The 19,061-nt window shown below is 59.0% G+C and carries 25 protein-coding genes and 2 pseudogenes; 18 read left to right on the top strand and 9 right to left on the bottom strand.

Annotated features, from left to right (window positions below):
* Positions 1-3: 3 nt before the first annotated feature.
* From rpsG to tuf, 3 genes are all read left to right on the top strand, one after another.
* Positions 4-471 (top strand): 30S ribosomal protein S7, encoded by a 468-nt coding sequence (rpsG, locus tag ABRP86_RS00340; RefSeq protein ID WP_023025169.1) that lies wholly within the window; start codon positions 4-6, stop codon positions 469-471.
* 318 nt (positions 472-789) lie between these two features.
* Positions 790-2,919: an elongation factor G gene (gene fusA, locus ABRP86_RS00335; protein ID WP_023016729.1), complete on the top strand. Its 2,130-nt coding sequence runs from the start codon at positions 790-792 to the stop codon at positions 2,917-2,919.
* Between the two features lie 389 nt (positions 2,920-3,308).
* On the top strand, positions 3,309-4,499 hold the full coding sequence (gene tuf, locus ABRP86_RS00330) for an elongation factor Tu (RefSeq protein ID WP_349862046.1): 1,191 nt from the start codon (positions 3,309-3,311) through the stop codon (positions 4,497-4,499).
* A 201-nt stretch (positions 4,500-4,700) separates the two neighbouring features.
* Here tuf and ABRP86_RS11555 read toward each other — a convergent pair.
* Positions 4,701-4,836 (bottom strand): annotated as a pseudogene (locus tag ABRP86_RS11555) (IS1249 family transposase); the annotation flags it as partial.
* Between the two features lie 37 nt (positions 4,837-4,873).
* Positions 4,874-4,995, bottom strand: a pseudogene (locus ABRP86_RS11550) (transposase-like zinc-binding domain-containing protein); the annotation flags it as partial.
* Positions 4,996-5,424: 429 nt separating this feature from the next.
* Here ABRP86_RS11550 and ABRP86_RS00325 point away from each other — a divergent pair.
* Complete coding sequence (locus ABRP86_RS00325; RefSeq protein WP_349862045.1) at positions 5,425-5,769, top strand: hypothetical protein; 345 nt, start codon at positions 5,425-5,427, stop codon at positions 5,767-5,769.
* Here ABRP86_RS00325 and amaP read toward each other — a convergent pair.
* Genes amaP through ABRP86_RS00295 form a run of 6 tightly spaced genes read right to left on the bottom strand, consistent with a single transcriptional unit; the run spans position 5,758 to position 9,044 of the window.
* Positions 5,758-6,333 (bottom strand): alkaline shock response membrane anchor protein AmaP, encoded by a 576-nt coding sequence (gene amaP / locus ABRP86_RS00320; RefSeq protein ID WP_023025173.1) that lies wholly within the window; start codon positions 6,331-6,333, stop codon positions 5,758-5,760. The two genes, ABRP86_RS00325 and amaP, sit on opposite strands and share 12 nt — an antisense overlap.
* The gene (locus ABRP86_RS00315) at positions 6,326-6,892 is read right to left on the bottom strand and encodes a DUF6286 domain-containing protein (protein WP_349862044.1); all 567 of its coding nucleotides are present in this window, start codon (positions 6,890-6,892) and stop codon (positions 6,326-6,328) included. Before ABRP86_RS00315 ends, amaP begins: the two co-directional genes overlap by 8 nt.
* Positions 6,885-8,015, bottom strand: a complete 1,131-nt coding sequence (locus ABRP86_RS00310) for an Asp23/Gls24 family envelope stress response protein (protein ID WP_239269117.1) — start codon at positions 8,013-8,015, stop codon at positions 6,885-6,887. The genes ABRP86_RS00315 and ABRP86_RS00310 overlap by 8 nt, the downstream gene beginning before the upstream one ends.
* On the bottom strand, positions 8,015-8,209 hold the full coding sequence (locus ABRP86_RS00305; RefSeq protein WP_023025176.1) for a hypothetical protein: 195 nt from the start codon (positions 8,207-8,209) through the stop codon (positions 8,015-8,017). The genes ABRP86_RS00310 and ABRP86_RS00305 overlap by 1 nt, the downstream gene beginning before the upstream one ends.
* A gap of 2 nt (positions 8,210-8,211) precedes the next feature.
* A complete protein-coding gene (locus tag ABRP86_RS00300) occupies positions 8,212-8,559 on the bottom strand; it encodes a Rossmann-fold NAD(P)-binding domain-containing protein (protein ID WP_023025177.1) in 348 nt (115 codons plus the stop codon).
* 5 nt (positions 8,560-8,564) lie between these two features.
* Entirely contained in the window at positions 8,565-9,044 is a 480-nt protein-coding gene (locus tag ABRP86_RS00295; RefSeq protein ID WP_005276899.1) for an Asp23/Gls24 family envelope stress response protein, read from the bottom strand.
* Positions 9,045-9,755: 711 nt separating this feature from the next.
* Here ABRP86_RS00295 and rpsJ point away from each other — a divergent pair.
* The 11 genes from rpsJ to rpsQ are packed head-to-tail and all read left to right on the top strand — an operon-like array spanning position 9,756 to position 14,930.
* A complete protein-coding gene (rpsJ, locus tag ABRP86_RS00290) occupies positions 9,756-10,061 on the top strand; it encodes a 30S ribosomal protein S10 (RefSeq protein ID WP_003848085.1) in 306 nt (101 codons plus the stop codon).
* 23 nt (positions 10,062-10,084) lie between these two features.
* Positions 10,085-10,741, top strand: coding sequence for a 50S ribosomal protein L3 (gene rplC / locus ABRP86_RS00285; protein ID WP_349853299.1), 657 nt, complete (start codon positions 10,085-10,087; stop codon positions 10,739-10,741).
* On the top strand, positions 10,738-11,391 hold the full coding sequence (gene rplD, locus ABRP86_RS00280) for a 50S ribosomal protein L4 (RefSeq protein WP_005281229.1): 654 nt from the start codon (positions 10,738-10,740) through the stop codon (positions 11,389-11,391). Before rplC ends, rplD begins: the two co-directional genes overlap by 4 nt.
* On the top strand, positions 11,391-11,693 hold the full coding sequence (gene rplW / locus ABRP86_RS00275) for a 50S ribosomal protein L23 (RefSeq protein WP_005276934.1): 303 nt from the start codon (positions 11,391-11,393) through the stop codon (positions 11,691-11,693). The genes rplD and rplW overlap by 1 nt, the downstream gene beginning before the upstream one ends.
* A 35-nt stretch (positions 11,694-11,728) precedes the next feature.
* Positions 11,729-12,565 (top strand): 50S ribosomal protein L2, encoded by an 837-nt coding sequence (rplB, locus tag ABRP86_RS00270; RefSeq protein WP_349862043.1) that lies wholly within the window; start codon positions 11,729-11,731, stop codon positions 12,563-12,565.
* A 13-nt stretch (positions 12,566-12,578) separates the two neighbouring features.
* The gene (gene rpsS, locus ABRP86_RS00265; RefSeq protein ID WP_005276936.1) at positions 12,579-12,857 is read left to right on the top strand and encodes a 30S ribosomal protein S19; all 279 of its coding nucleotides are present in this window, start codon (positions 12,579-12,581) and stop codon (positions 12,855-12,857) included.
* 3 nt (positions 12,858-12,860) lie between these two features.
* Positions 12,861-13,223, top strand: coding sequence for a 50S ribosomal protein L22 (gene rplV / locus ABRP86_RS00260; protein ID WP_005276938.1), 363 nt, complete (start codon positions 12,861-12,863; stop codon positions 13,221-13,223).
* Positions 13,223-13,969: a 30S ribosomal protein S3 gene (gene rpsC / locus ABRP86_RS00255; RefSeq protein ID WP_005276941.1), complete on the top strand. Its 747-nt coding sequence runs from the start codon at positions 13,223-13,225 to the stop codon at positions 13,967-13,969. The genes rplV and rpsC overlap by 1 nt, the downstream gene beginning before the upstream one ends.
* 3 nt (positions 13,970-13,972) lie before the next feature.
* A complete protein-coding gene (rplP, locus tag ABRP86_RS00250; protein WP_005276943.1) occupies positions 13,973-14,389 on the top strand; it encodes a 50S ribosomal protein L16 in 417 nt (138 codons plus the stop codon).
* Positions 14,389-14,619 carry a 50S ribosomal protein L29 gene (gene rpmC, locus ABRP86_RS00245; RefSeq protein ID WP_005276944.1) on the top strand — a complete coding sequence of 77 codons (231 nt, stop codon included), beginning with the start codon at positions 14,389-14,391 and terminating at the stop codon, positions 14,617-14,619. The genes rplP and rpmC overlap by 1 nt, the downstream gene beginning before the upstream one ends.
* Before the next feature lie 2 nt (positions 14,620-14,621).
* Entirely contained in the window at positions 14,622-14,930 is a 309-nt protein-coding gene (gene rpsQ / locus ABRP86_RS00240) for a 30S ribosomal protein S17 (RefSeq protein ID WP_023025182.1), read from the top strand.
* A 71-nt stretch (positions 14,931-15,001) separates the two neighbouring features.
* Here rpsQ and ABRP86_RS00235 read toward each other — a convergent pair whose 3' ends face one another.
* Entirely contained in the window at positions 15,002-15,796 is a 795-nt protein-coding gene (locus ABRP86_RS00235) for a siderophore-interacting protein (protein WP_349862042.1), read from the bottom strand.
* Between the two features lie 127 nt (positions 15,797-15,923).
* Between ABRP86_RS00235 and ABRP86_RS00230 the strand changes: the two genes are divergently transcribed.
* The 3 genes from ABRP86_RS00230 to ABRP86_RS00220 are packed head-to-tail and all read left to right on the top strand — an operon-like array spanning position 15,924 to position 18,982.
* On the top strand, positions 15,924-16,871 hold the full coding sequence (locus tag ABRP86_RS00230) for an ABC transporter substrate-binding protein (RefSeq protein WP_349862041.1): 948 nt from the start codon (positions 15,924-15,926) through the stop codon (positions 16,869-16,871).
* Positions 16,872-17,951, top strand: coding sequence for a FecCD family ABC transporter permease (locus ABRP86_RS00225; protein WP_349862040.1), 1,080 nt, complete (start codon positions 16,872-16,874; stop codon positions 17,949-17,951). It begins immediately after the preceding gene.
* A complete protein-coding gene (locus ABRP86_RS00220) occupies positions 17,948-18,982 on the top strand; it encodes a FecCD family ABC transporter permease (protein ID WP_349862039.1) in 1,035 nt (344 codons plus the stop codon). Before ABRP86_RS00225 ends, ABRP86_RS00220 begins: the two co-directional genes overlap by 4 nt.
* Positions 18,983-19,061: the final 79 nt, after the last annotated feature.

Genomic DNA, 19,061 nt, shown 5'->3' with positions numbered 1-19,061 from the left:
ACAATGCGTAAGAATGCTGCTCCGAAGCGTCCTGTAGTAAAGGACCCGGTATACAACTCCGAGCAGGTAACCATGCTCGTCAACAAGATCCTCCAGGACGGCAAGAAGTCCACCGCAGAGCGCATCGTCTACGGCGCGCTTGAGGCTTGCCGTGAGAAGACCGGCACCGACCCGGTTGGCACCCTGGAAAAGGCCCTGGGCAACATCCGCCCAGACCTCGAGGTTCGCTCCCGCCGTGTGGGTGGCGCTACCTACCAGGTGCCAGTTGAGGTTCGTCCGGACCGTGCCAACACCTTGGCACTGCGCTGGATGGTGACCTTCACCCGCCAGCGTCGTGAGAACTCCATGATCGAGCGTCTCTCCAACGAGATCCTGGATGCTTCCAACGGCCTCGGTGCTTCCGTGAAGCGCCGTGAGGATACCCACAAGATGGCTGAGGCTAACCGCGCCTTTGCTCACTACCGCTGGTAATTTTCAGCACCTTCATCAATGGCCTAAGCAACGAGAAACGAGTTTCGCGCTGATTTCCGGGTTTCCCGGCGGCGACATAAAACTTCATATCTCTTGCTTAGGCCATTTTGGTGGCATGGGGTGTGATTTAGTCCAGCACAGCTGGTCTAGTCCAGCGCATCCGCTTGGTGTCCAGTACACTGAAGCGATGGAAGTCTAGGAGCCGCTAGGCACCTAGCACGGCCACTCAATGGCAAACTTTTCAAGAACTTATCCATGCAGGCGTCTTAGCCAGGTTTCTGGTCACGGCGTCGACGACTATTAAGTTGGGGTATAAACGTGGCACAAGAAGTGCTCAAGGATCTGAACAAGGTCCGCAACATTGGCATCATGGCCCACATCGATGCTGGTAAGACGACCACTACCGAGCGTATTCTCTTCTACACCGGTATCAACCGTAAGGTGGGCGAGACCCACGACGGTGCATCCACCACTGACTGGATGGCACAGGAGAAGGAACGCGGCATCACCATTACCTCCGCTGCCGTGACCTGTTTCTGGAACAACAACCAGATCAACATCATTGACACCCCGGGTCACGTTGACTTCACCGTTGAGGTTGAGCGCTCCCTGCGTGTCCTCGATGGCGCCGTCGCCGTCTTCGACGGTAAGGAAGGCGTGGAGCCACAGTCCGAGCAGGTGTGGCGCCAGGCTGCTAAGTACGACGTTCCGCGTATCTGCTTCGTCAACAAGATGGACAAGCTGGGCGCAGACTTCTACTACACCGTTGACACGATCGTTGAGCGCCTGGGCGCTAAGCCGCTCGTTATGCAGCTGCCTATCGGCGCTGAGGATGACTTCGACGGCGTCGTTGACCTGCTGAACATGCAGGCCATCACCTGGCGCGGCAAGGTCGAGACCGGTGCTGAGCCAACCTACGAGGAGATCCCTGAGGACCTCAAGGAAAAGGCTGAGCAGTACCGCGAGCAGCTGGTTGAGGCCGTTGCAGAGTCTGACGAAGAGCTCATGGAGAAGTACTTCGGTGGCGAAGAGCTCTCCATCGACGAGCTGAAGGCCGGCATCCGCAAGCTGACCATCAACTCCGAGATTTACCCGGTTTACTGCGGTACCGCTTACCGCAACAAGGGTGTCCAGCCGCTGCTGGACGCTGTTGTGGACTTCCTGCCTAACCCGCTCGACGTGGGCGAGGTTATCGGCCACGCTGTGGGCGATGAGGACCAGCAGCTCACCCGTAAGCCTTCCGTTGAGTCTTCCTTCTCCGCGCTGTCCTTCAAGATTGCAGCTCACCCGTTCTTTGGTCAGCTCAACTTCGTGCGCGTGTACTCCGGCCAGGTCACCCCTGGTACCGAGGTCATGAACTCCACCAAGGGCAAGAAGGAGCGCATCGGTAAGCTCTTCCAGATGCACGCCAACAAGGAGAACCCGGTGGAGCAGGCTGACGCCGGCAACATCTACGCCGTTGTTGGCCTGAAGGAAACCACCACCGGTGACACCCTGTGTGACAAGAATGATCAGATCATTCTTGAGTCCATGGACTTCCCGGATCCGGTTATCAAGGTCTCCATCGAGCCGAAGACCAAGGCCGACCAGGAGAAGCTAGGTAACGCCATTCAGAAGCTTGCTGCTGAGGACCCAACCTTCACCGTTGAGCTGGATGATGAGACCGGCCAAACCGTCATCGGCGGTATGGGCGAGCTCCACCTCGACGTGCTGGTTGACCGCATGAAGCGCGAATTCAAGGTCGAGGCAAACATCGGTAACCCACAGGTTGCTTACCGCGAGACCATTCGCCGCAAGGTGGAGTCCATCGACTACACCCACAAGAAGCAGACCGGTGGTTCCGGCCAGTTCGCAAAGGTTATCTGCACCATCGAGCCGTACAACCCGGACCCAGAGACCTTGGAAGAGGGCGAGTCCGCAACCTACGCTTTCGAGAACGCCGTGACCGGTGGCCGCGTGCCGAAGGAATACATCCCTTCCGTCGATGCTGGTATCCAGGATGCAATGCAGTACGGCTACCTGGCTGGCTTCCCGATGGTCAACATCAAGGCAACGCTGGAAGACGGCGCTTACCACGACGTTGACTCCTCCGAGATGGCCTTCAAGTTGGCCGGCTCCCAGGTATTCAAGGAAGCTATGGCCAAGGCAAAGCCGGTTCTGCTGGAGCCAATGATGGCCGTTGAGGTTGTTACCCCTGAGGAGTACATGGGTACCGTTAACGGTGACATCTCCTCCCGTCGTGGCCAGGTCTTCGCCATGGAAGACCGTTCCGGTGCCAAGGTCGTCAAGGCTAAGGTTCCGCTGTCTGAGATGTTCGGCTACATCGGTGACCTGCGTTCTTCCACCGCAGGCCGCGCTAACTTCACCATGGTCTTCGACTCCTACGCTGAGGTTCCTTCCTCCGTGGCTCAGGAGATCATCGAAGAGCGCACCGGCGGCGCAAACTAATAGCGACGCCCCGCCCGTTCAGCGGTGGTTAAGGGCTGGTAGTCTCTGCCAGTAGATGCCAGCCTCACCGCTAAATGTGGCAACTGGGCCGGGTAGCGGCGGGCTGAGTTTGCAGCTAAAACCATTGGTTGTGAATTGAGCCGGCCGTTACCCTCCCAGGATCCTTTATTTGAGACTCTTGTTGAGGGAAATGGCCGCGAAAATACGCGGGGTTACCTCCTATAATGGCGGTTTGAAAAAACCGCGGGATAAATCTAGGATCGTGTAACTGGCACGTAAAGAAAGCGTCATTAGCGCTTTGTCCCAGACGATGGGTCAGGTGCCAATGACAACTGTCAACCACGTGGCTGCGAAGGTCGTAGCCACCATATAGTCCAGGAGGACATACAGTGGCAAAGGAGAAGTTCGAGCGTACGAAGCCGCATGTGAACATCGGCACCATCGGACACGTCGACCACGGCAAGACCACCACCACCGCAGCGATCACCAAGGTTCTGTCTGACCAGTACCCTGAGGAGAACCAGGCATTCGCGTTCGACATGATCGACAAGGCTCCTGAGGAGAAGGAGCGCGGTATTACCATTAACATCTCCCACGTGGAGTACTCCACCCCGAAGCGTCACTACGCACACGTTGACGCCCCGGGCCACGCCGACTACATCAAGAACATGATTACCGGCGCAGCTCAGATGGACGGCGCTATCTTGGTTGTTGCTGCAACCGATGGCCCGATGCCGCAGACCCGCGAGCACGTTCTGCTTGCTCGCCAGGTTGGCGTTCCTTACATCCTCGTTGCACTGAACAAGTGCGACATGGTTGACGATGAGGAAATCATCGAGCTTGTGGAGATGGAAATCTCCGAGCTGCTCGCAGAGCAGGACTACGATGAGGAAGCTCCTATCGTTCACATCTCCGCTCTGAAGGCACTCGAGGGTGACGAGAAGTGGGTACAGTCCATCGTTGACCTGATGGAGGCTTGCGACAACTCCATCCCTGACCCGGAGCGCGCTACCGACCAGCCGTTCCTGATGCCTATCGAGGACATCTTCACCATTACCGGTCGCGGCACCGTTGTTACCGGCCGTGTTGAGCGCGGTCGTCTGAACGTCAACGAGGACGTTGAGATCATCGGTATCCAGGAGAAGTCCCAGAACACCACCGTTACCGGTATCGAGATGTTCCGCAAGATGATGGACTACACCGAGGCTGGCGACAACTGTGGTCTGCTTCTGCGTGGTACCAAGCGTGAAGACGTTGAGCGTGGCCAGGTTGTTATCAAGCCGGGCGCTTACACTCCTCACACCAAGTTCGAGGGTTCTGTCTACGTCCTGAAGAAGGACGAGGGCGGCCGCCACACCCCGTTCATGAACAACTACCGTCCTCAGTTCTACTTCCGCACCACCGACGTTACCGGTGTTGTGAACCTGCCTGAGGGCACCGAGATGGTTATGCCTGGCGACAACGTTGAGATGTCCGTTGAGCTCATCCAGCCTGTTGCTATGGACGAGGGCCTTCGCTTCGCTATCCGCGAGGGCTCCCGCACCGTCGGCGCTGGCCGCGTTACCAAGGTTCTCGACTAATCGAGGCCCCGTAACCGCTCAGTAGAGCTTTTAAAGTCCGCTGCACCGCATGCCGGTGCGGCGGACTTTTTTGATCCCTAGACGCGTCTTGAGTTCAGAGGGTCGTTGCAACACTTTCCCCTTTAGGGGGTTAAACGACAAAATGTGTTGTTTTCTGGCGTGTCGGGGTAAACGACATTTTGTGTTGGTGGACTGCGTGGTTTAGGGCATGTGGCCTTTGCGTATTCCCATAGAGTGGTTGTAGGCAACTGTCGAAAGTTGCTGGTCGGCCGTATTCACGGCCGATGGTGGCTTGTGTTTCTTGGTTGGCTAGGGTGTGTGCTTTGGCTCGTGGGTCTGCGCCCTGATTCGCCCACTTTCCTGGGTCGGCCTCTAGCGCGAGTGACAGTGGCTTTACAGGCGTTCCATCGCCATCGCTGGTGCATAGGTGCTTGTAGTCCCGTATTTTGGTGCACACCTCGCTACAGACGGGGCATCGAGGATGATTCTTACTCATCCATTCATCGTGAACCTCAGCGCTTAGCACATCAGCACGCCCCCGGCGGTATTTCAGGTCCGAGGCTGCGTTATGTCTCCGGATAAGTGAAATAATCCTAATACCAGCAGGCCAGACGGGCTAAACATATAACTTCACCAACACATCCTGTCGTTTAGGCCCCTTTAGGAGGGTGTTGTTGTGCCTGGAGTTGTTGGCCCGTTTCATTCGTTGTCTGAGCCGGATCGTCGTGGCTTGGTGTCCATGGTTGGCAGAGGGCGTAGCGTTCGCTCGGCTGCTGGTGAGCTTGGCTGTCATTACGTGCATGCTTTGAATTTTTGCCATGCTCACGGAGTGCCAGTCATACATAAAGCCAAACTAGTTGATCGCCGCGGTAGCCAGGCTTTACAGCTTGTAGAACTAGTTCAAGGCGGGCCTGGCCGGCCCTTTGTGGTTACGGATACTGAGGGCTTTGAGCACCGTCTTGGAATCGTCTCCAGCATCATGCGCTTGGCTGACCGGCTACCAGAACTCAGCGGCCTTAAACGCTACGAGTTGGGTGATTTTGTCTATGTCCTCCGCTTCGAGGACGCGATTGCAGTTCTAGACCACGGATTGCATCTCTTTCATAAGGAGAATCGGCGGGTGGTGGCCCGCGATTATGCGTGGAAAAGGATAGAAAAATGCCGCCCCGGCGAGGAGCTGGAAGTACTCCTCGAGGGCGGCGATTATGCGCGATTGGGTAAGGTGGTTGAGGTCCTTGTTGCTGAGACCCCAAACCCCTTATTCAGCTAAATCCTTCATCGGCTTAACCTTGGTGAAGTGCAGCTTATAGCTGGTATCCAAGTCAGCGTTTGGGAAAGCCTCCCGGAAGTCGCGTTCATTGGTCTCCACAGCATCAGTCAGTCTCTCCAGCGGGGTATCTGGGTTAGCAACCACCGTGTACTGCAGCGTTGGGCGGGCGCGGTCGTATGCAACCAAGCGGTCTACGCGTTCCACTCCATCGAGCGAGTCCAGATCCTTGGCCACCGCGGTGGCGATGGCGTTCATGGATGCAGAGATTGCGCCTTGTTCATTGGAGGCTGCGGATTCCACATTATTAAAGCGGCGGTGACGAAGGTTCACGACGATGAGCCACAAGCCAATGATGAGCAGCAGGGCAGAGGCGCCAGCCAAGACCCAGACCCACCAATTATTATCGCCCAAAGTGCGCCACGTATCGTGGTCTACCCACTCGGCCAAGTACTCAGCAAATTCCACATTGAAGTTAATGAGGATCGGCCATACACCTAGCGCGATGAGGATAATTCCAAGCAAGCCGAGGAGGATTCGGTCAAAGGTAGCAAGCTTTTTAGACATGATTATCCATCTCCGATATCTTCTCTACGGCTACGGTGACCTTGGGTGGGTCTGCAAGGACCTCTAAAGCGCGGGTGACAGCCTTTTCCACGCGCCCAGGCAAATCGGCGTCTTGCTCATCGCCATTAACGGTGACCTTCGCGCTCTTGGTATCCGCCGAAGTCTGCGCGGAAGCAACTCCCGGAACACGGCGTGCTGCAGCAGAGCTCAGTCGCGCGACATCAACTGGCCGCATCCACATGGAAGCGGACTCGGAAGCGACCTGGGTGTGGGTATTGCGACGGGTCTTTACCGCAGCGAATACAAAGATGAGACCAACCACGATGGAAGCCACGCCAGCCCAGATCATCCACGTCTCTAATTGCTCGGTGGCAATAAGATCAAGGACCGGCTGAACCCACGATTGGGCATTGGCGTCTGCGCCGACGAGCCAGGTTTCGCGGACACCCACAATGCCAATGGCAAGCAGAACGAAACCCAGAATTACGGTCCACGTGCGCACTGCAGGAGACGCCTTGGGCCGCTGCCCGAAATGCTCAGGCAAATTCATTTCAGCCATTATTGCCTCCTTGCTCGTGGTACGGGGTAATGGAAATGGCACGCAGCGGCTCAGGCCGTGGCGCATAGACGTGCAACGGGCGCTGGCTAGCTGGCGATACCTCAATGCGCTTTAGCGGTTCCTGACGCGGGGTCTGAACCTTGCGCAGGGACGCGGGCCTAACGGTCCGCACGCGTTGCTCGCTTCGGGAATTGTCGATCTCGATCTTGCGCAGCGGCTGCGGGCGCGGTGGCTGCACCTTGCGCAGGGGAGCCGGGCGGGCAATGCGAACGCGCTTTTTCTGTTCTGAATTGTCGATCTCGATTTTGCGCAAAGGCTGCGGACGGGGAACAGAGACCTTTGCCTTTTTGACAAAGGGGCGTACCTGTCCGCTCGGAAGCAACCTGCCAGGGCGCGGAGCGCGAACGCTGCGTACCTGCTCTGGGCGTGGTTCGACGATGCGACGCGGTTCGTGATCTTCTGGAGCGCTAATTTCTAGCAGCTGGTGGTCTGGAAGAGCAGCGGAAATGCTGCGCACCGATGCTTCTCGCGGCGTATCGACGGAGCGCACTGGCGTGTCACCAGAGGGTGTCGATACTCCGCGAACCGCAACTTCCTTTCCAGAAGAAATTTCGCGGATTTCCGCCTCTTGCGGGGTGTCGACGTTGCGAACCGTGGCTTCTTCCGGAGTCTCGATGCTTCGCACTTCGACCGAGTCCTGAGTAACGGGTTGGGTCACGGTAGAAGGACTGACCTCCGGGGTAAAAGCTGAAGCGGCAGGACGCTGCGCAAGCTGTTCTGCGGTAACCCGGGTATCCGGAACCGATTCACCGACGGTGACATTAACGCGGGTGGTGGAATAGCCGGTATGGGCAGCAATAGCCTCTGAAATGGCGGCACGCGTACTTTCCGCGACTGCGGTAACCGGAGACGGCCACACCACAGCGATGGTCGCGCTCACGGCAGCGACTTCACGCTCTGGATCCATCTGTACCGAAACCCGTGGATAACCGCGTCCGCCAATGCCAGCAAGCTTGGCATCTAAATCTTTTGTGCCAGGCACGCTAGCAATTGCGGCGGTCACGATTCGTTCCATGGTCCGCAGCGAGAAACGCGTGTGGCCCTTAGTGGAACCTTCTGACATTAGCCTTGGCCTTTCTCCTTGCCAATGAGGCCATTCCACACAGCGCTGAGGTCGATGCGGCCATCAAAGTGGGAGCCCAAAAGGCCACCGACGGCAGCAAGCAGCACGGCGAGCAGCGTCCAACCCCAACCTAAGTACAAAAAGAAGGCAAGTAGTAGGCCGATAACAATGCCCAATGTGGTGTAATTCTTCATATCTAATCCTTCGAGGGAGCAGCGGATAAGCCATCTACGGCGTCAGAAAACTCAACGTCGACGCGTTCCAGCTCCGTACATGCCTTGCGGGCGGCCGAGCGGATTTCTTCCGCTAGGCGGTACAGATCAGGCTGCGCACTGATATCAACACGGACGTTGATTTGCAGGTGGCGATCGTCGCGGGGATCGGGCCGGCGCATGCCGGTAACCCTTTCGCCCGGGAAGAGTAGGCTCACCGAGCCGTAGGGTCCGCCGTCAAGGCCCGCGACACCGTTGAGCTTTTGCACCGCTTCCGCAATTGCGTGAGCGTGGCTTACCTCGAGCTCAAATTGTGCTCGGGGTTCAGGCATTGTTCTTATGCCTGGCCCTGGTTCAGTGCAGCCTGCTCTTCAGACTCGGAGTCTTCCTTCGGCAGCTTGACATTGTGAACAACAACATCAACGCGTTCTACGGTCAGGCCGGTCATGCGCTCGACAGCGTTCATGATGTTGCGGCGGATTGCCTCAGCCAGCTCGTGGATAGCAACACCGTACTCAGCGGTGATGGCGATCTCGATCTTTGCGGAGCCGTTTTCTACCTCTACGTCAACACCCTGGCGTACGTCCTCGGATGCACCGAAGGACTCGCGGATGGTGCCCATCATGCGAGCGCCGCCGCCACCGAGGGAGTCAACGCCGGAAACTTCGCGGGCTGCAATGCCAGCGATCTTGGAAACAACGACGTCATCAATGGTGGTGGTGCCGTACTGAGTCTCCAGGTTGTTGTTTACCTCGCGCTCTTCAGAAGCGGCAACGTTGTTCTCAGAGTGCTTTGCAGGAGTGTTGTTCTCAGACATGGTCTTTAAGGCCTTTCCTTAAATATTGACTTGCATGGTCGCAATATGAAATTGAAGGACCAAGAACCAGCGGTTCAAAATCCTAACTTGAGCGTACCTACCGCTTAACCACACGTGGGGTCTGGGACAACAATATTTACCAAAACGTGATTATTGGCACTATTGCTGGGATGGTTTGAAAAACACCAGCCCATCGTGCTTAAATACATAGGTTGCTTTAACAGGGCAGCGCGAACCGGTAACGCACCGTTTTAGACACGGTGCATATCGGCGAGACGCTGAGCTGGTAAAGCGAACATGACACCTTCGTTGTCACCGTGGATCAGGATTTTCCTGAAACACAGACTGGAAGGTCATCCGATCGGGCTAGGTCCGCGCTAGAGCAGAGACACCCCGAGACGATGGACCGGAGAAGGGGCATGGCAAATAAACAGCGGCAGTTAGCGAATAGGACACTCTCCACGTGTAATGCGTGAAAACCGTCCTCTTCACAATACTTTGACTACGGGTCTTGTGCCCCGTCAGGAGCACTGCAGACTGGCATTTGCCATGTGCTGTATCTCTTGGTTGTCATGACAGTCAGACCACTGGCGTTGTGTCAGGCCCCAAGCCCGGACAACGTTATAGAGAAATCGAGAAGCAATTTCCCACCGCTTCACGCCCTGGAAACGCCGGGAATGTGAAAGTGGGGAAGCGAGGAAGAGGATAAGCGTGGCGGGACAAAAGATCCGCATTCGGCTGAAGGCCTATGACCACGAGGCAATCGACGCTTCTGCAAAGAAGATCGTCGAGACCGTTACCCGTACGGGTGCTCGTGTAGTTGGCCCAGTGCCGCTCCCAACCGAGAAGAACGTGTACGCAGTTATTCGTTCTCCGCACAAGTACAAGGACTCTCGCGAGCACTTCGAGATGCGCACGCACAAGCGCCTGATCGATATTCTCGACCCGACCCCGAAGACCGTTGATGCTTTGATGCGCATCGATCTTCCGGCAAGCGTCGACGTGAACATCCAGTAAGCGACTTTGGTGGAGAACTAATAATGAGTGAAAACGAGATCAAGGGCATTCTGGGCAAGAAGCTCGGCATGACCCAGGTCTTCGACGACGAAAACCGCGTTGTTCCGGTTACCGTCGTTGAAGCAGGGCCATGCGTTGTCACCCAGATTCGTACCCCCGAAATCGATGGCTACAGCGCCATCCAAATCGCCTTTGGCGAGATTGACCCACGCAAGGCAAACAAGCCTGAGTCTGGTCACTTCAAAAAGGCTGGCGTAACCCCGCGTCGTCACGTTGCGGAAATCCGCATGGACGACACCTCCGCATACGAGGTTGGCCAAGAGGTCAAGGTAGACATCTTCGAAGACATCACTTTCGTTGACGTCACCGGCCAGACTAAGGGCCACGGCTACGCTGGTGCTATGAAGCGCCACGGCTTCCAGGGTCAGGGCGCAGCTCACGGTAACCAGGCCGCTCACCGCCGCGTTGGTGGTATCGGTGGCGCTGCTACCCCGGGCCGCGTCTTCAAGGGCAAGCGCATGGCTGGCCGCATGGGCCACGACCGCGTGACGACCCAAAACCTGAAGATTCAGAAAGTCGATGTCGAGTCCAACCTGCTGCTCATCAAGGGTGCTATCCCTGGTGCGCGCGGTGGCCTCGTCACCGTTAAGACCGCAGTGAAGGGCGGTGCACACGCATGAGCAACCTCAAGCTAGACGTCCACACCTCCGAAGGTAAGACCAATGGCTCCGTGGACCTGCCGGCTGAAATCTTTGACACCGAGGCATCCGTTGCTCTGATGCACCAGGTAGTCAACGCACAGCTTGCTGCTGCTCGTCAGGGCACCCACGCCACCAAGACCCGCGGCGACGTCCGCGGTGGTGGTCGCAAGCCTTTCCGCCAGAAGGGCACCGGTCGTGCGCGCCAGGGTTCCATCCGTGCGCCGCACTACACCGGCGGTGGCACCGTCCACGGCCCGCAGCCACGTAGCTACGCACAGCGCACCCCTAAGAAGATGATCAAGGCTGCTCTCTTCGGTGCGTTGTCTGACCGTGCTCGCAACGAGCGCATCCATGTCATCGAAGAGTTGGTTCCTGGCCAGAAGCCGTCCACCAAGGCGGCCAAGGCTTTCCTCGAGTCCCTGACCGAGCGCGACAACGTGCTGCTGGTTATCGGCCGCGAGGACATCAACGCCCGTCGTAGCGCTAATAACCTGCCGAACGTTCAGATCTTGGACGCCGGTCAGCTCAACACCTACGACGTTCTCTACTCCGATGACGTTGTGTTCTCCGTTGAGGCGCTACACACCTTCATCACTCGCGCTACCGGCGCGGATAAGGAGGAGAACTAATGGCTAAGATTTCTAACCCGCGCGATGTCATCATCGCCCCGGTTGTATCTGAGAAGTCCTACGGTCTGATGGAGCAGAACGTCTACACGTTCTTCGTCTCCCCAGACTCCAACAAGTCCCAGATTAAAGATGCCGTCGAGCAGATCTTTGACGTGAAGGTCGACTCCGTGAATACCGTAAACCGTGCAGGTAAGCGCAAGCGCACCCGCACCGGCTTCGGTCAGCGTAAGTCCACCAAGCGCGCATACGTGACGCTCCGTGAAGGCAGCGACTCCATCGACGTCTTCGGCGCAGGCGCTTAAGCGCCACCGGAGAGCCGAAAGGAAAAGGAAGAATTATGGCTATTCGTAAGTACAAGCCGACAACTCCGGGTCGCCGCGCATCCTCCGTATCTGAGTTCGACGAGATCACTCGCTCGACTCCGGAGAAGTCCCTGCTGCGCCCGCTGAGCAAAACCGGTGGTCGTAATAACTACGGCCGCATCACCACCCGCCACATCGGCGGTGGACACAAGCGCCGTTACCGTCTGATCGACTTCCGTCGTAACGACAAGGACGGCATTCCGGCAAAGGTCGCTCACATCGAGTACGACCCGAACCGCACCGCAAACATTGCATTGCTGCACTACGTAGATGGCGAGAAGCGCTACATCATCGCGCCGAAGGGCCTGAAGCAGGGTGCTGTTGTCGAGTCCGGCGCGAACGCAGATATCAAGGTGGGCAACAACCTGCCGCTGCGCAACATCCCGACCGGTTCGATCATCCACGCCGTTGAGCTCAAGCCGGGCGCTGGCGCTAAGCTGGCTCGTTCTGCTGGTGCTTCCATCCAGCTGCTGGGTAAGGAAGGCAAGTACGCCGTTCTGCGTATGCCGTCTTCTGAAATCCGCCGCGTGGACATCCGTTGCCGCGCAACGGTTGGTGAAGTTGGCAACGCCGAGCAGATGAACATCCGCTGGGGCAAGGCCGGCCGCATGCGTTGGAAGGGCGTTCGCCCGACCGTCCGTGGTGTCGTTATGAACCCGGTTGACCACCCACACGGTGGTGGTGAGGGAAAGACCTCCGGTGGTCGCCACCCAGTGTCCCCATGGGGTCACAAGGAGGGTCGCACCCGCAACCCGAACCGTTACTCCAACAACATGATCGTGCGCCGTCGTCGCCCGAACAAGAAGCGCTAAGAGGAGGTAAACAATGCCACGCAGCCTTAAGAAAGGCCCGTTCGTCGATGAGCACCTCCTCAACAAGGTGGATGCTCAAAACGATGCAGGCACCAAGCAGGTCATCAAGACCTGGTCTCGCCGCTCGACCATTCTCCCCGATTTCATCGGACACACCTTCGCCGTCCACGACGGCCGCAAGCATGTGCCGGTCTTTATCGAGGACTCCATGGTCGGCCACAAGTTGGGCGAGTTTGCACCAACCAAGACCTTTAAGGGTCACGTCAAGGATGACAAGAAGGGACGTCGATAAGCGATGAGTGAGACCATCACCTCCGCATCCGCCACGGCCCGCTACGTCCGCGTTACCCCGATGAAGGCACGTCGTGTGCTCGATCTGGTCCGCGGCAAGTCCGTAAGCGAAGCTTTGGCAATCCTGAAGTACGCACCGCAGGGTGCTTCCAAGCCAGTTGCAAAGGTCGTTGCTTCCGCAGCCGCTAACGCTGAGAACAACTTCGGCCTCGACCCACGCACCTTGGTCATCTCCGAGGCATACGCCAACGAGGGACCGACCATGCGTCGTTTCCAGCCGCGTGCACAGGGTCGTGCATTCATGATTCGTAAGCGCACCAGCCACATCACCGTGGTTGTCGAAAGCCAGCAGGAAGGGGCCAAGTAATGGGCCAGAAGATCCATCCTCACGGCCTACGTTTGGGCATCACTTCCGACTGGAAGACCCACTGGTTCGCGGATAAGGACTACGCGAACTACGTAGCCGAAGACATCAAGATTCGTAACTACCTCAACAAGGGCCTCGAGCGTGCCGGCATCGCCGACATCGTCATCGAGCGCACCCGTGACCGCGTCCGCGTGGACATTCACACCGCTCGTCCGGGCATCGTGATCGGCCGCCGCGGTGCTGAGGCTGACCGCATCCGCCGCGAGCTGGAAAAGCTCACCGGCAAGATGGTTGCCCTCAACATCCTCGAGGTCAAGCAGGTAGACGCAAACGCAACCCTCGTTGCTCACTCCATCGCGGAGCAGCTGGTTAACCGAGTCGCATTCCGTCGTGCAATGCGCAAGGCTATCCAGTCCGCTATGCGCCAGCCACAGGTTAAGGGCATCAAGATTCTGCTGTCCGGCCGCCTGGGCGGTGCAGAAATGTCCCGCGTCGAGCGCTACCACGAGGGCCGCGTTCCGCTGCACACTCTTCGCGCCGAGATCGACTACGGCACCGCAGAGGCCCACACCACCTTCGGCCGCATCGGCATCAAGGTGTGGATCTACAAGGGTGACGTCGTCGGTGGCGTACGCGAGTCCGAACTGAACGCTCCGGCACAGGGCCGTGGCCGTGGTGACCGCAATGGTCGCTCCCGCCGGGGTGGCCAGCGCCGCCAGCGTGCACAGCAGAAGCAGGAGGGCTAATCCATGCTGATTCCTAAGCGTGTTAAATACCGCCGTCAGCACCGTCCGAGCCGTCGTGGCGTGTCCAAGGGCGGAAACCGCATTAACTTCGGCGATTACGCAATCCAGGCACTGGAGCCTGCGTACATCACCAACCGTCAGATTGAGGCCGCACGTATTGCCATCAACCGCCACGTTAAGCGTGGTGGCAAGGTGTGGATCAACATCTTCCCGGACCGTCCGTTGACCCAGAAGCCGCTCGGTGTTCGTATGGGTTCCGGTAAGGGCCCGGTTGAAAAGTGGGTGGCTAACGTGAAGCCTGGCCGCGTACTTTTCGAGATGAGCTACCCAACTGAGGCTGTTGCAATCGAGGCTTTGCGCCGCGCTGGCCAGAAGCTTCCTTGCAAGGTCCGCATCATCAAGAAGGAGGACCAGTTCTAATGGCAACCGGTACCCCCGCCCACGAGTTCCGTGAGCTCGACAACGCAGAGCTGGAAACCCGTCTGAAGGATGCGAAGGAAGAACTGTTCAACCTTCGTTTCCAGAAGGCCACCGGCCAGCTGACCAACAACCGCCGCATCGGCACGGTTAAGCGCGACATTGCCCGCATCTACACCGTTCTGCGCGAGCGCGAGCTGGGCCTGTCTGTCGCTCCGGGAGCTGAGGCTTAATCATGAGTGAGGCTAACGTGACTGAATCCAAGAAGGGACCAACTCCGAAGAAGGAGAAGGTCAAGGGTGCTCCTAAGGTCCGCACCGGCTACGTCGTCTCGGACAAGATGTCCAAGACCATCGTTGTCGAGTTGGAGGACCGTAAGCAGCACGCTCTGTACGGCAAGATCATGCGCTCTAACAAGAAGGTTAAGGCGCACGACGAGGAAGAAACCGCAGGCGTAGGCGATCTCGTACGTATCGCTGAGACCCGCCCGCTGTCCAAGGACAAGCACTTCCGTCTCGTAAAGATCATCGAGAAGGCTAAGTAAAACCTAGCCAGCGCAGCCTCTGTACCGGACCATATGGTTCGATACAGGGGCCTTTCGCTGTTTTAGAGCTCTTAAGGCCGGGCCCTTCCGTAGAACCAGTAGGGCACCCAGGTGACGTCGTCGGAAGAAAGGCCCCAATCTCTCACCGCGAGGCCCCGGACCTTCTTCGCCAAGTCCCCCTCGCCGGAGACCCACACGTATCCTGGCGTCGGCGCACCGGCATAATCTGCTTTCAGCGCGGCAACGACAGAATCCGCCTCCTTGTGCGGCTCGGTGCGAAGGACACGCAGGCTACGCACGCTGGGCTCCCACCTGGCCGCGAGCCCGGGCTCTACTTCGTCATCGCTGGTCACTACGGCCATAACGTCGGTGCGGCTGAGCATCGCCGGGTTATGGTCCTCTTGGTAGGCCAGGATATGCCGCAGGGCCGGCAGGGCGGAGGCATCGGCGACCAATAGTTGTGCTGCTTCGGTTGGCCGCCACAGCTCGTTGCAGGTAAAGAACCCCGCTGTATCGCCGGGTTGCGCGCGCAGAATCCATCGCGAGCCGGGCCCGGAATCGCCGTGGGTGACCACGTCGACATCGATAGTGGCCTCCTCGGGGTGGAGCGCGCGGATGGTGTACCAGCGCAGGTCCGGCCGCGTCTCCTCGTCTATAGCGGCGACGGCGGCTCGGAGGTTAACGCCGTCGACGGGGAAGGGCGTAAATTCCTGCCCGGTTTGGGGCATGACAAGGCCAAAGAATTCATCGGGGCCGGCGAGGTCATACGTCCGGAACGCCTCGGCATGAAACGTCAGGCGGTGCAGGCGCGGCCGGATCAGTTCATTCGCGGTCAGGGTAACGGGAATCAGTTGGTGTTCAGGCATCGGGGACGATTGTAGGGAACAGCTCATGTATCCAACATACTCTTTCGAAGCTAAGCCTTGCCTAATCCTTTGATTGGGGTCTAGGATAAGCAACGTCAATTTCTTCCTTTTTGAAAGGGCCAGCTTCATGAAGATTTTCGGACGCCGCACCGGGGGCGTTGTGGCACTGCTGTCAGCCGGAGCCGTCGCATTAGCCGGTTGCTCGCGTGGTGAGGGCGATGAAAGCACGCAGTCCACCGACGCCGCCAGCGAAGAGCGCGTGGCTAGCCTGGGCCTGGGGGATGCCGATACGCTGCTCGCCCTAGGCATTACTCCCGTGACGGTGGCGCCGTGGGGCGCTGAGGGCGATGGCGATCCTTCCGGCGTTGGCCCGTGGTCAAAGAAGCTGCTTGGCGATGCCAAGCCTGAGGTCATCTACAACACCGCAACTGGTTTCACCGCGGATACCTTCGAGCAGATTACCGCTGCTGATCCCACCAAGATCATTGCTGTGAACCAGGCAGTAGATGCGCGCACGAAGGAATCCCTGGAGGATATCGCGCCGACCACCGTCAAGCCGGATGGCTATGAAGACTGGCAGGTTCCCTGGGAGGACCAGGTTGAGGCCATCGCGGATGCCGTGGATAAGGAAGACGAAGGCGATAAGCTTATCGCTGATACCGAGAAGGCCTTCGAGGAATTCCGCCGCGAGCACACCGAATTGCAGGGCAAGTCCGCAGCCATCGTCATGCCTTATGACGGCAAGATTGGCCTGTACACGGATGAGGACGGGCGCGGACAGTTCATCGAGGATCTTGGCATGGAGATCCCCGATGAGTTGAAGGGCGATGGCAGCAGCTTCTTCGTCGACATTGCCCCGGAAAACTACGCAAAGCTCAACCAGGTTGAGCACCTCTTTGTCCTGGATTACAACGGTTCCGCGGATGCCTTGAAGAAGGATAAGACCTTCCAGGGCCTCGATGTAGTCAAGGATAAGCGTGTGCGCTACCTGGACACGGATACCGGCAACGCCATGAGCATGCCCAACCCAGTGACCATTCCCTGGGCAATAGATAAGTTTGAAGAGAAGCTGTAATTGTCAGCAACCACGAAGGACGGCCAGACTATCCAGACGGGTCTCACAGCGCAAAACCCCACAGCCACACCGGTGATGGCGCGGGGAAAGGGCCGCAAGACGTTCCTTGTCGCCCTCATCCTCGCCAGCCTGGCGCTGGCGGTGGCGTCCTTGGCGTTGGGTTCCCGTTCCATTCCGCCCGATGAGGTCATCGCCGCGCTGCGCGGGGCAGGCGAGCAGGATATCCGCGATATCGTGTGGAACCTGCGCATGCCGCGCACCTTCTTGGCCTATTTCGCCGGCGCAGCCCTTGCCGTCGCCGGTGTCTTGGCGCAATCGTGGACCAGGAACCCGCTGGCGGACCCGGGCTTTATCGGTATTACCGCGGGCGCGTCGTTCTTCGTTGCCCTAGGCACGGCCATCGGCATTGCTACCACCACCGGCATGCGCACCACCCTCGCGCTTGCAGGGGCGGGCATTACCACGCTGCTGGTTCTGGCCGTCTCGCGGCGGTTTCAGGATCCGCTAACGCTCATTCTCGTCGGCGCCGGTGTCTCCGCCGCCTTGGGATCGGGCGCGGCGATCATCGGCCTGTATTCCACGGACGTCCTCGATAGCATGCGGCGCTGGACCATCGGTTCGACCTTTGGGCGCGGCCCAGAAGACGTTGCCATTGCGGGTATTGGCCTGCTCATTGGCCTCGCGTGCGCGGCGATGGCGGCTAGGCCGCTCGACCTTTTGGCCATGGGGGAGGAGTCCTCGCTCGCCTTGGGCGGGTCTCCCACCACCGCGCGGGTGGGCGCAGCACTCAGCGTCGTGGTGCTGGCCGGCAGCGCCACGGCGGCAACGGGCCCCATTGCCTTCGTCGGCTTCGCCATTCCCCACATTGTGCGGCGGGCGGTTGGCCCCAGCGTTGCCACGATGATCCTGCCCTCTGCTCTCCTGGGCGGTTGCGCCGTGCTCGCCGCCGATATCATCGGCCGGCTCATCGTCGGTAACTCGGAGCTAGAGATGTCTATCGTGCTTGCCATCGTGGGCGCGCCCTTCCTCATTTGGGGCGCCCACCGCGGCGTGGGTAGATCGTGGGGCGATAACGCATGACAACAATTAGCAGTATCCTGCAAGCGCAGCAGCGCCGCAGGCACGTCCGCGTGCTAGCCTCTACGCTCGTATTTGGCCTCATCGCACTTGCCGCCTACCTGGTATTACTGGGGCAAGGCCCGCTGGAGTTGAGCCCGCGGCAGGTCATCGATGTGCTTACCGGCGGCGGCAGCGAGAGCCACATCAGGGTGGTATGGGACTTGCGTCTGCCGGTAGCCATCGCCACCGTCATCGTCGGCGCCGCCCTCGGCGTGGCCGGTTCGTGGACGCAGACCATGGCCCGCAACCCGCTAGCATCGCCGGATATCCTCGGCGTTACTGGCGGCGCATCGGTCCTGGTGGTGCTGGGCACCATGCATTCGCGCCCCGGTTTCGCGGACGGTATCCCGGACTTCTGGTGGCGGGCATGCTTGGCGATGTGCGGCGCCCTCCTCGTCGTTATTCTCCTCGCCGTCTTGGGTGGCATCGGCACGAGCAATCGCATCGTCATCGTCGGCATCGCCCTATCGCTGATGTTTCAGGCCATCGTGGCGTATTTGATGCGCAGCGCCCAGATCCAGCGCGCGGCCGAGGCGCAAACGTGGCTGGCGGGATCGACCGGGTTCGTGCGCATGGAGGTCATCGTTCCCCTGCTGGTGGCCTTGGCGCCGTTCCTCGCCATAGGCATCTGGTGCGCGCGGGAGCTGCCGCTGCTTGCCCATGATGATTCCTCCGCGACCACCCTGGGCGTCAATATCTCCCGCCAGCGCGCCCTGCTGCTCATCGCGGCAACCGGCATCTGCGCCGTGGTGGTTTCGGTGGTGGGGCCCATTGGATTTATCGCCCTGCTGGCACCGCACCTGGCGCGGATGGTGGCGCGCACGCCTACGCCCTCGCCGGTGGCATCGGCAGCCGCGGGCGCAGCGCTGCTGACCGTGTGCGCCGTCATCGCTGGCGCGATTCCGGTCAATGCCCCGGTAGGCGCGGTCTCCTCGGTCATCGGCGGCTGTGCCCTGGTGGTATTGGTGTGGAATGCGGCCCGGCGCAGCTAAGCGCCGTGGCGCGGCACAGCGAGGTTCAGCTCAGCGCGCCACCCAAATAGTGCTACACACTCGTACGTGGATGAAGGAA

It is taken from the genome of Corynebacterium sp. KPL3927, assembly GCF_040225835.1.
In the GTDB taxonomy this organism is placed as follows: Bacteria; Actinomycetota; Actinomycetes; order Mycobacteriales; family Mycobacteriaceae; genus Corynebacterium.
The sequence above is the reverse complement of the archived record's forward strand: the minus strand, read 5'-3'. Positions and strand labels throughout refer to the sequence as shown.

Coding starts and splice junctions, on each gene's coding strand:
- rplD (WP_005281229.1), top strand. CDS start 10,738: ATGAGCAACCTCAAGCTAGACGTCCACACCTCCGAAGGTAAGACCAAT.
- rplB (WP_349862043.1), top strand. CDS start 11,729: ATGGCTATTCGTAAGTACAAGCCGACAACTCCGGGTCGCCGCGCATCC.
- ABRP86_RS00305 (WP_023025176.1), bottom strand. CDS start 8,209: ATGAAGAATTACACCACATTGGGCATTGTTATCGGCCTACTACTTGCC.
- rpsS (WP_005276936.1), top strand. CDS start 12,579: ATGCCACGCAGCCTTAAGAAAGGCCCGTTCGTCGATGAGCACCTCCTC.
- rplW (WP_005276934.1), top strand. CDS start 11,391: ATGGCTAAGATTTCTAACCCGCGCGATGTCATCATCGCCCCGGTTGTA.
- ABRP86_RS00230 (WP_349862041.1), top strand. CDS start 15,924: ATGAAGATTTTCGGACGCCGCACCGGGGGCGTTGTGGCACTGCTGTCA.
- rpsC (WP_005276941.1), top strand. CDS start 13,223: ATGGGCCAGAAGATCCATCCTCACGGCCTACGTTTGGGCATCACTTCC.
- ABRP86_RS00310 (WP_239269117.1), bottom strand. CDS start 8,015: ATGTCAGAAGGTTCCACTAAGGGCCACACGCGTTTCTCGCTGCGGACC.
- ABRP86_RS00300 (WP_023025177.1), bottom strand. CDS start 8,559: ATGCCTGAACCCCGAGCACAATTTGAGCTCGAGGTAAGCCACGCTCAC.
- rpsQ (WP_023025182.1), top strand. CDS start 14,622: ATGAGTGAGGCTAACGTGACTGAATCCAAGAAGGGACCAACTCCGAAG.
- rplC (WP_349853299.1), top strand. CDS start 10,085: ATGAGTGAAAACGAGATCAAGGGCATTCTGGGCAAGAAGCTCGGCATG.
- ABRP86_RS00220 (WP_349862039.1), top strand. CDS start 17,948: ATGACAACAATTAGCAGTATCCTGCAAGCGCAGCAGCGCCGCAGGCAC.
- amaP (WP_023025173.1), bottom strand. CDS start 6,333: ATGTCTAAAAAGCTTGCTACCTTTGACCGAATCCTCCTCGGCTTGCTT.
- rpmC (WP_005276944.1), top strand. CDS start 14,389: ATGGCAACCGGTACCCCCGCCCACGAGTTCCGTGAGCTCGACAACGCA.
- rpsG (WP_023025169.1), top strand. CDS start 4: ATGCGTAAGAATGCTGCTCCGAAGCGTCCTGTAGTAAAGGACCCGGTA.
- ABRP86_RS00315 (WP_349862044.1), bottom strand. CDS start 6,892: ATGGCTGAAATGAATTTGCCTGAGCATTTCGGGCAGCGGCCCAAGGCG.
- rplV (WP_005276938.1), top strand. CDS start 12,861: ATGAGTGAGACCATCACCTCCGCATCCGCCACGGCCCGCTACGTCCGC.
- ABRP86_RS00235 (WP_349862042.1), bottom strand. CDS start 15,796: ATGCCTGAACACCAACTGATTCCCGTTACCCTGACCGCGAATGAACTG.
- rplP (WP_005276943.1), top strand. CDS start 13,973: ATGCTGATTCCTAAGCGTGTTAAATACCGCCGTCAGCACCGTCCGAGC.
- ABRP86_RS00295 (WP_005276899.1), bottom strand. CDS start 9,044: ATGTCTGAGAACAACACTCCTGCAAAGCACTCTGAGAACAACGTTGCC.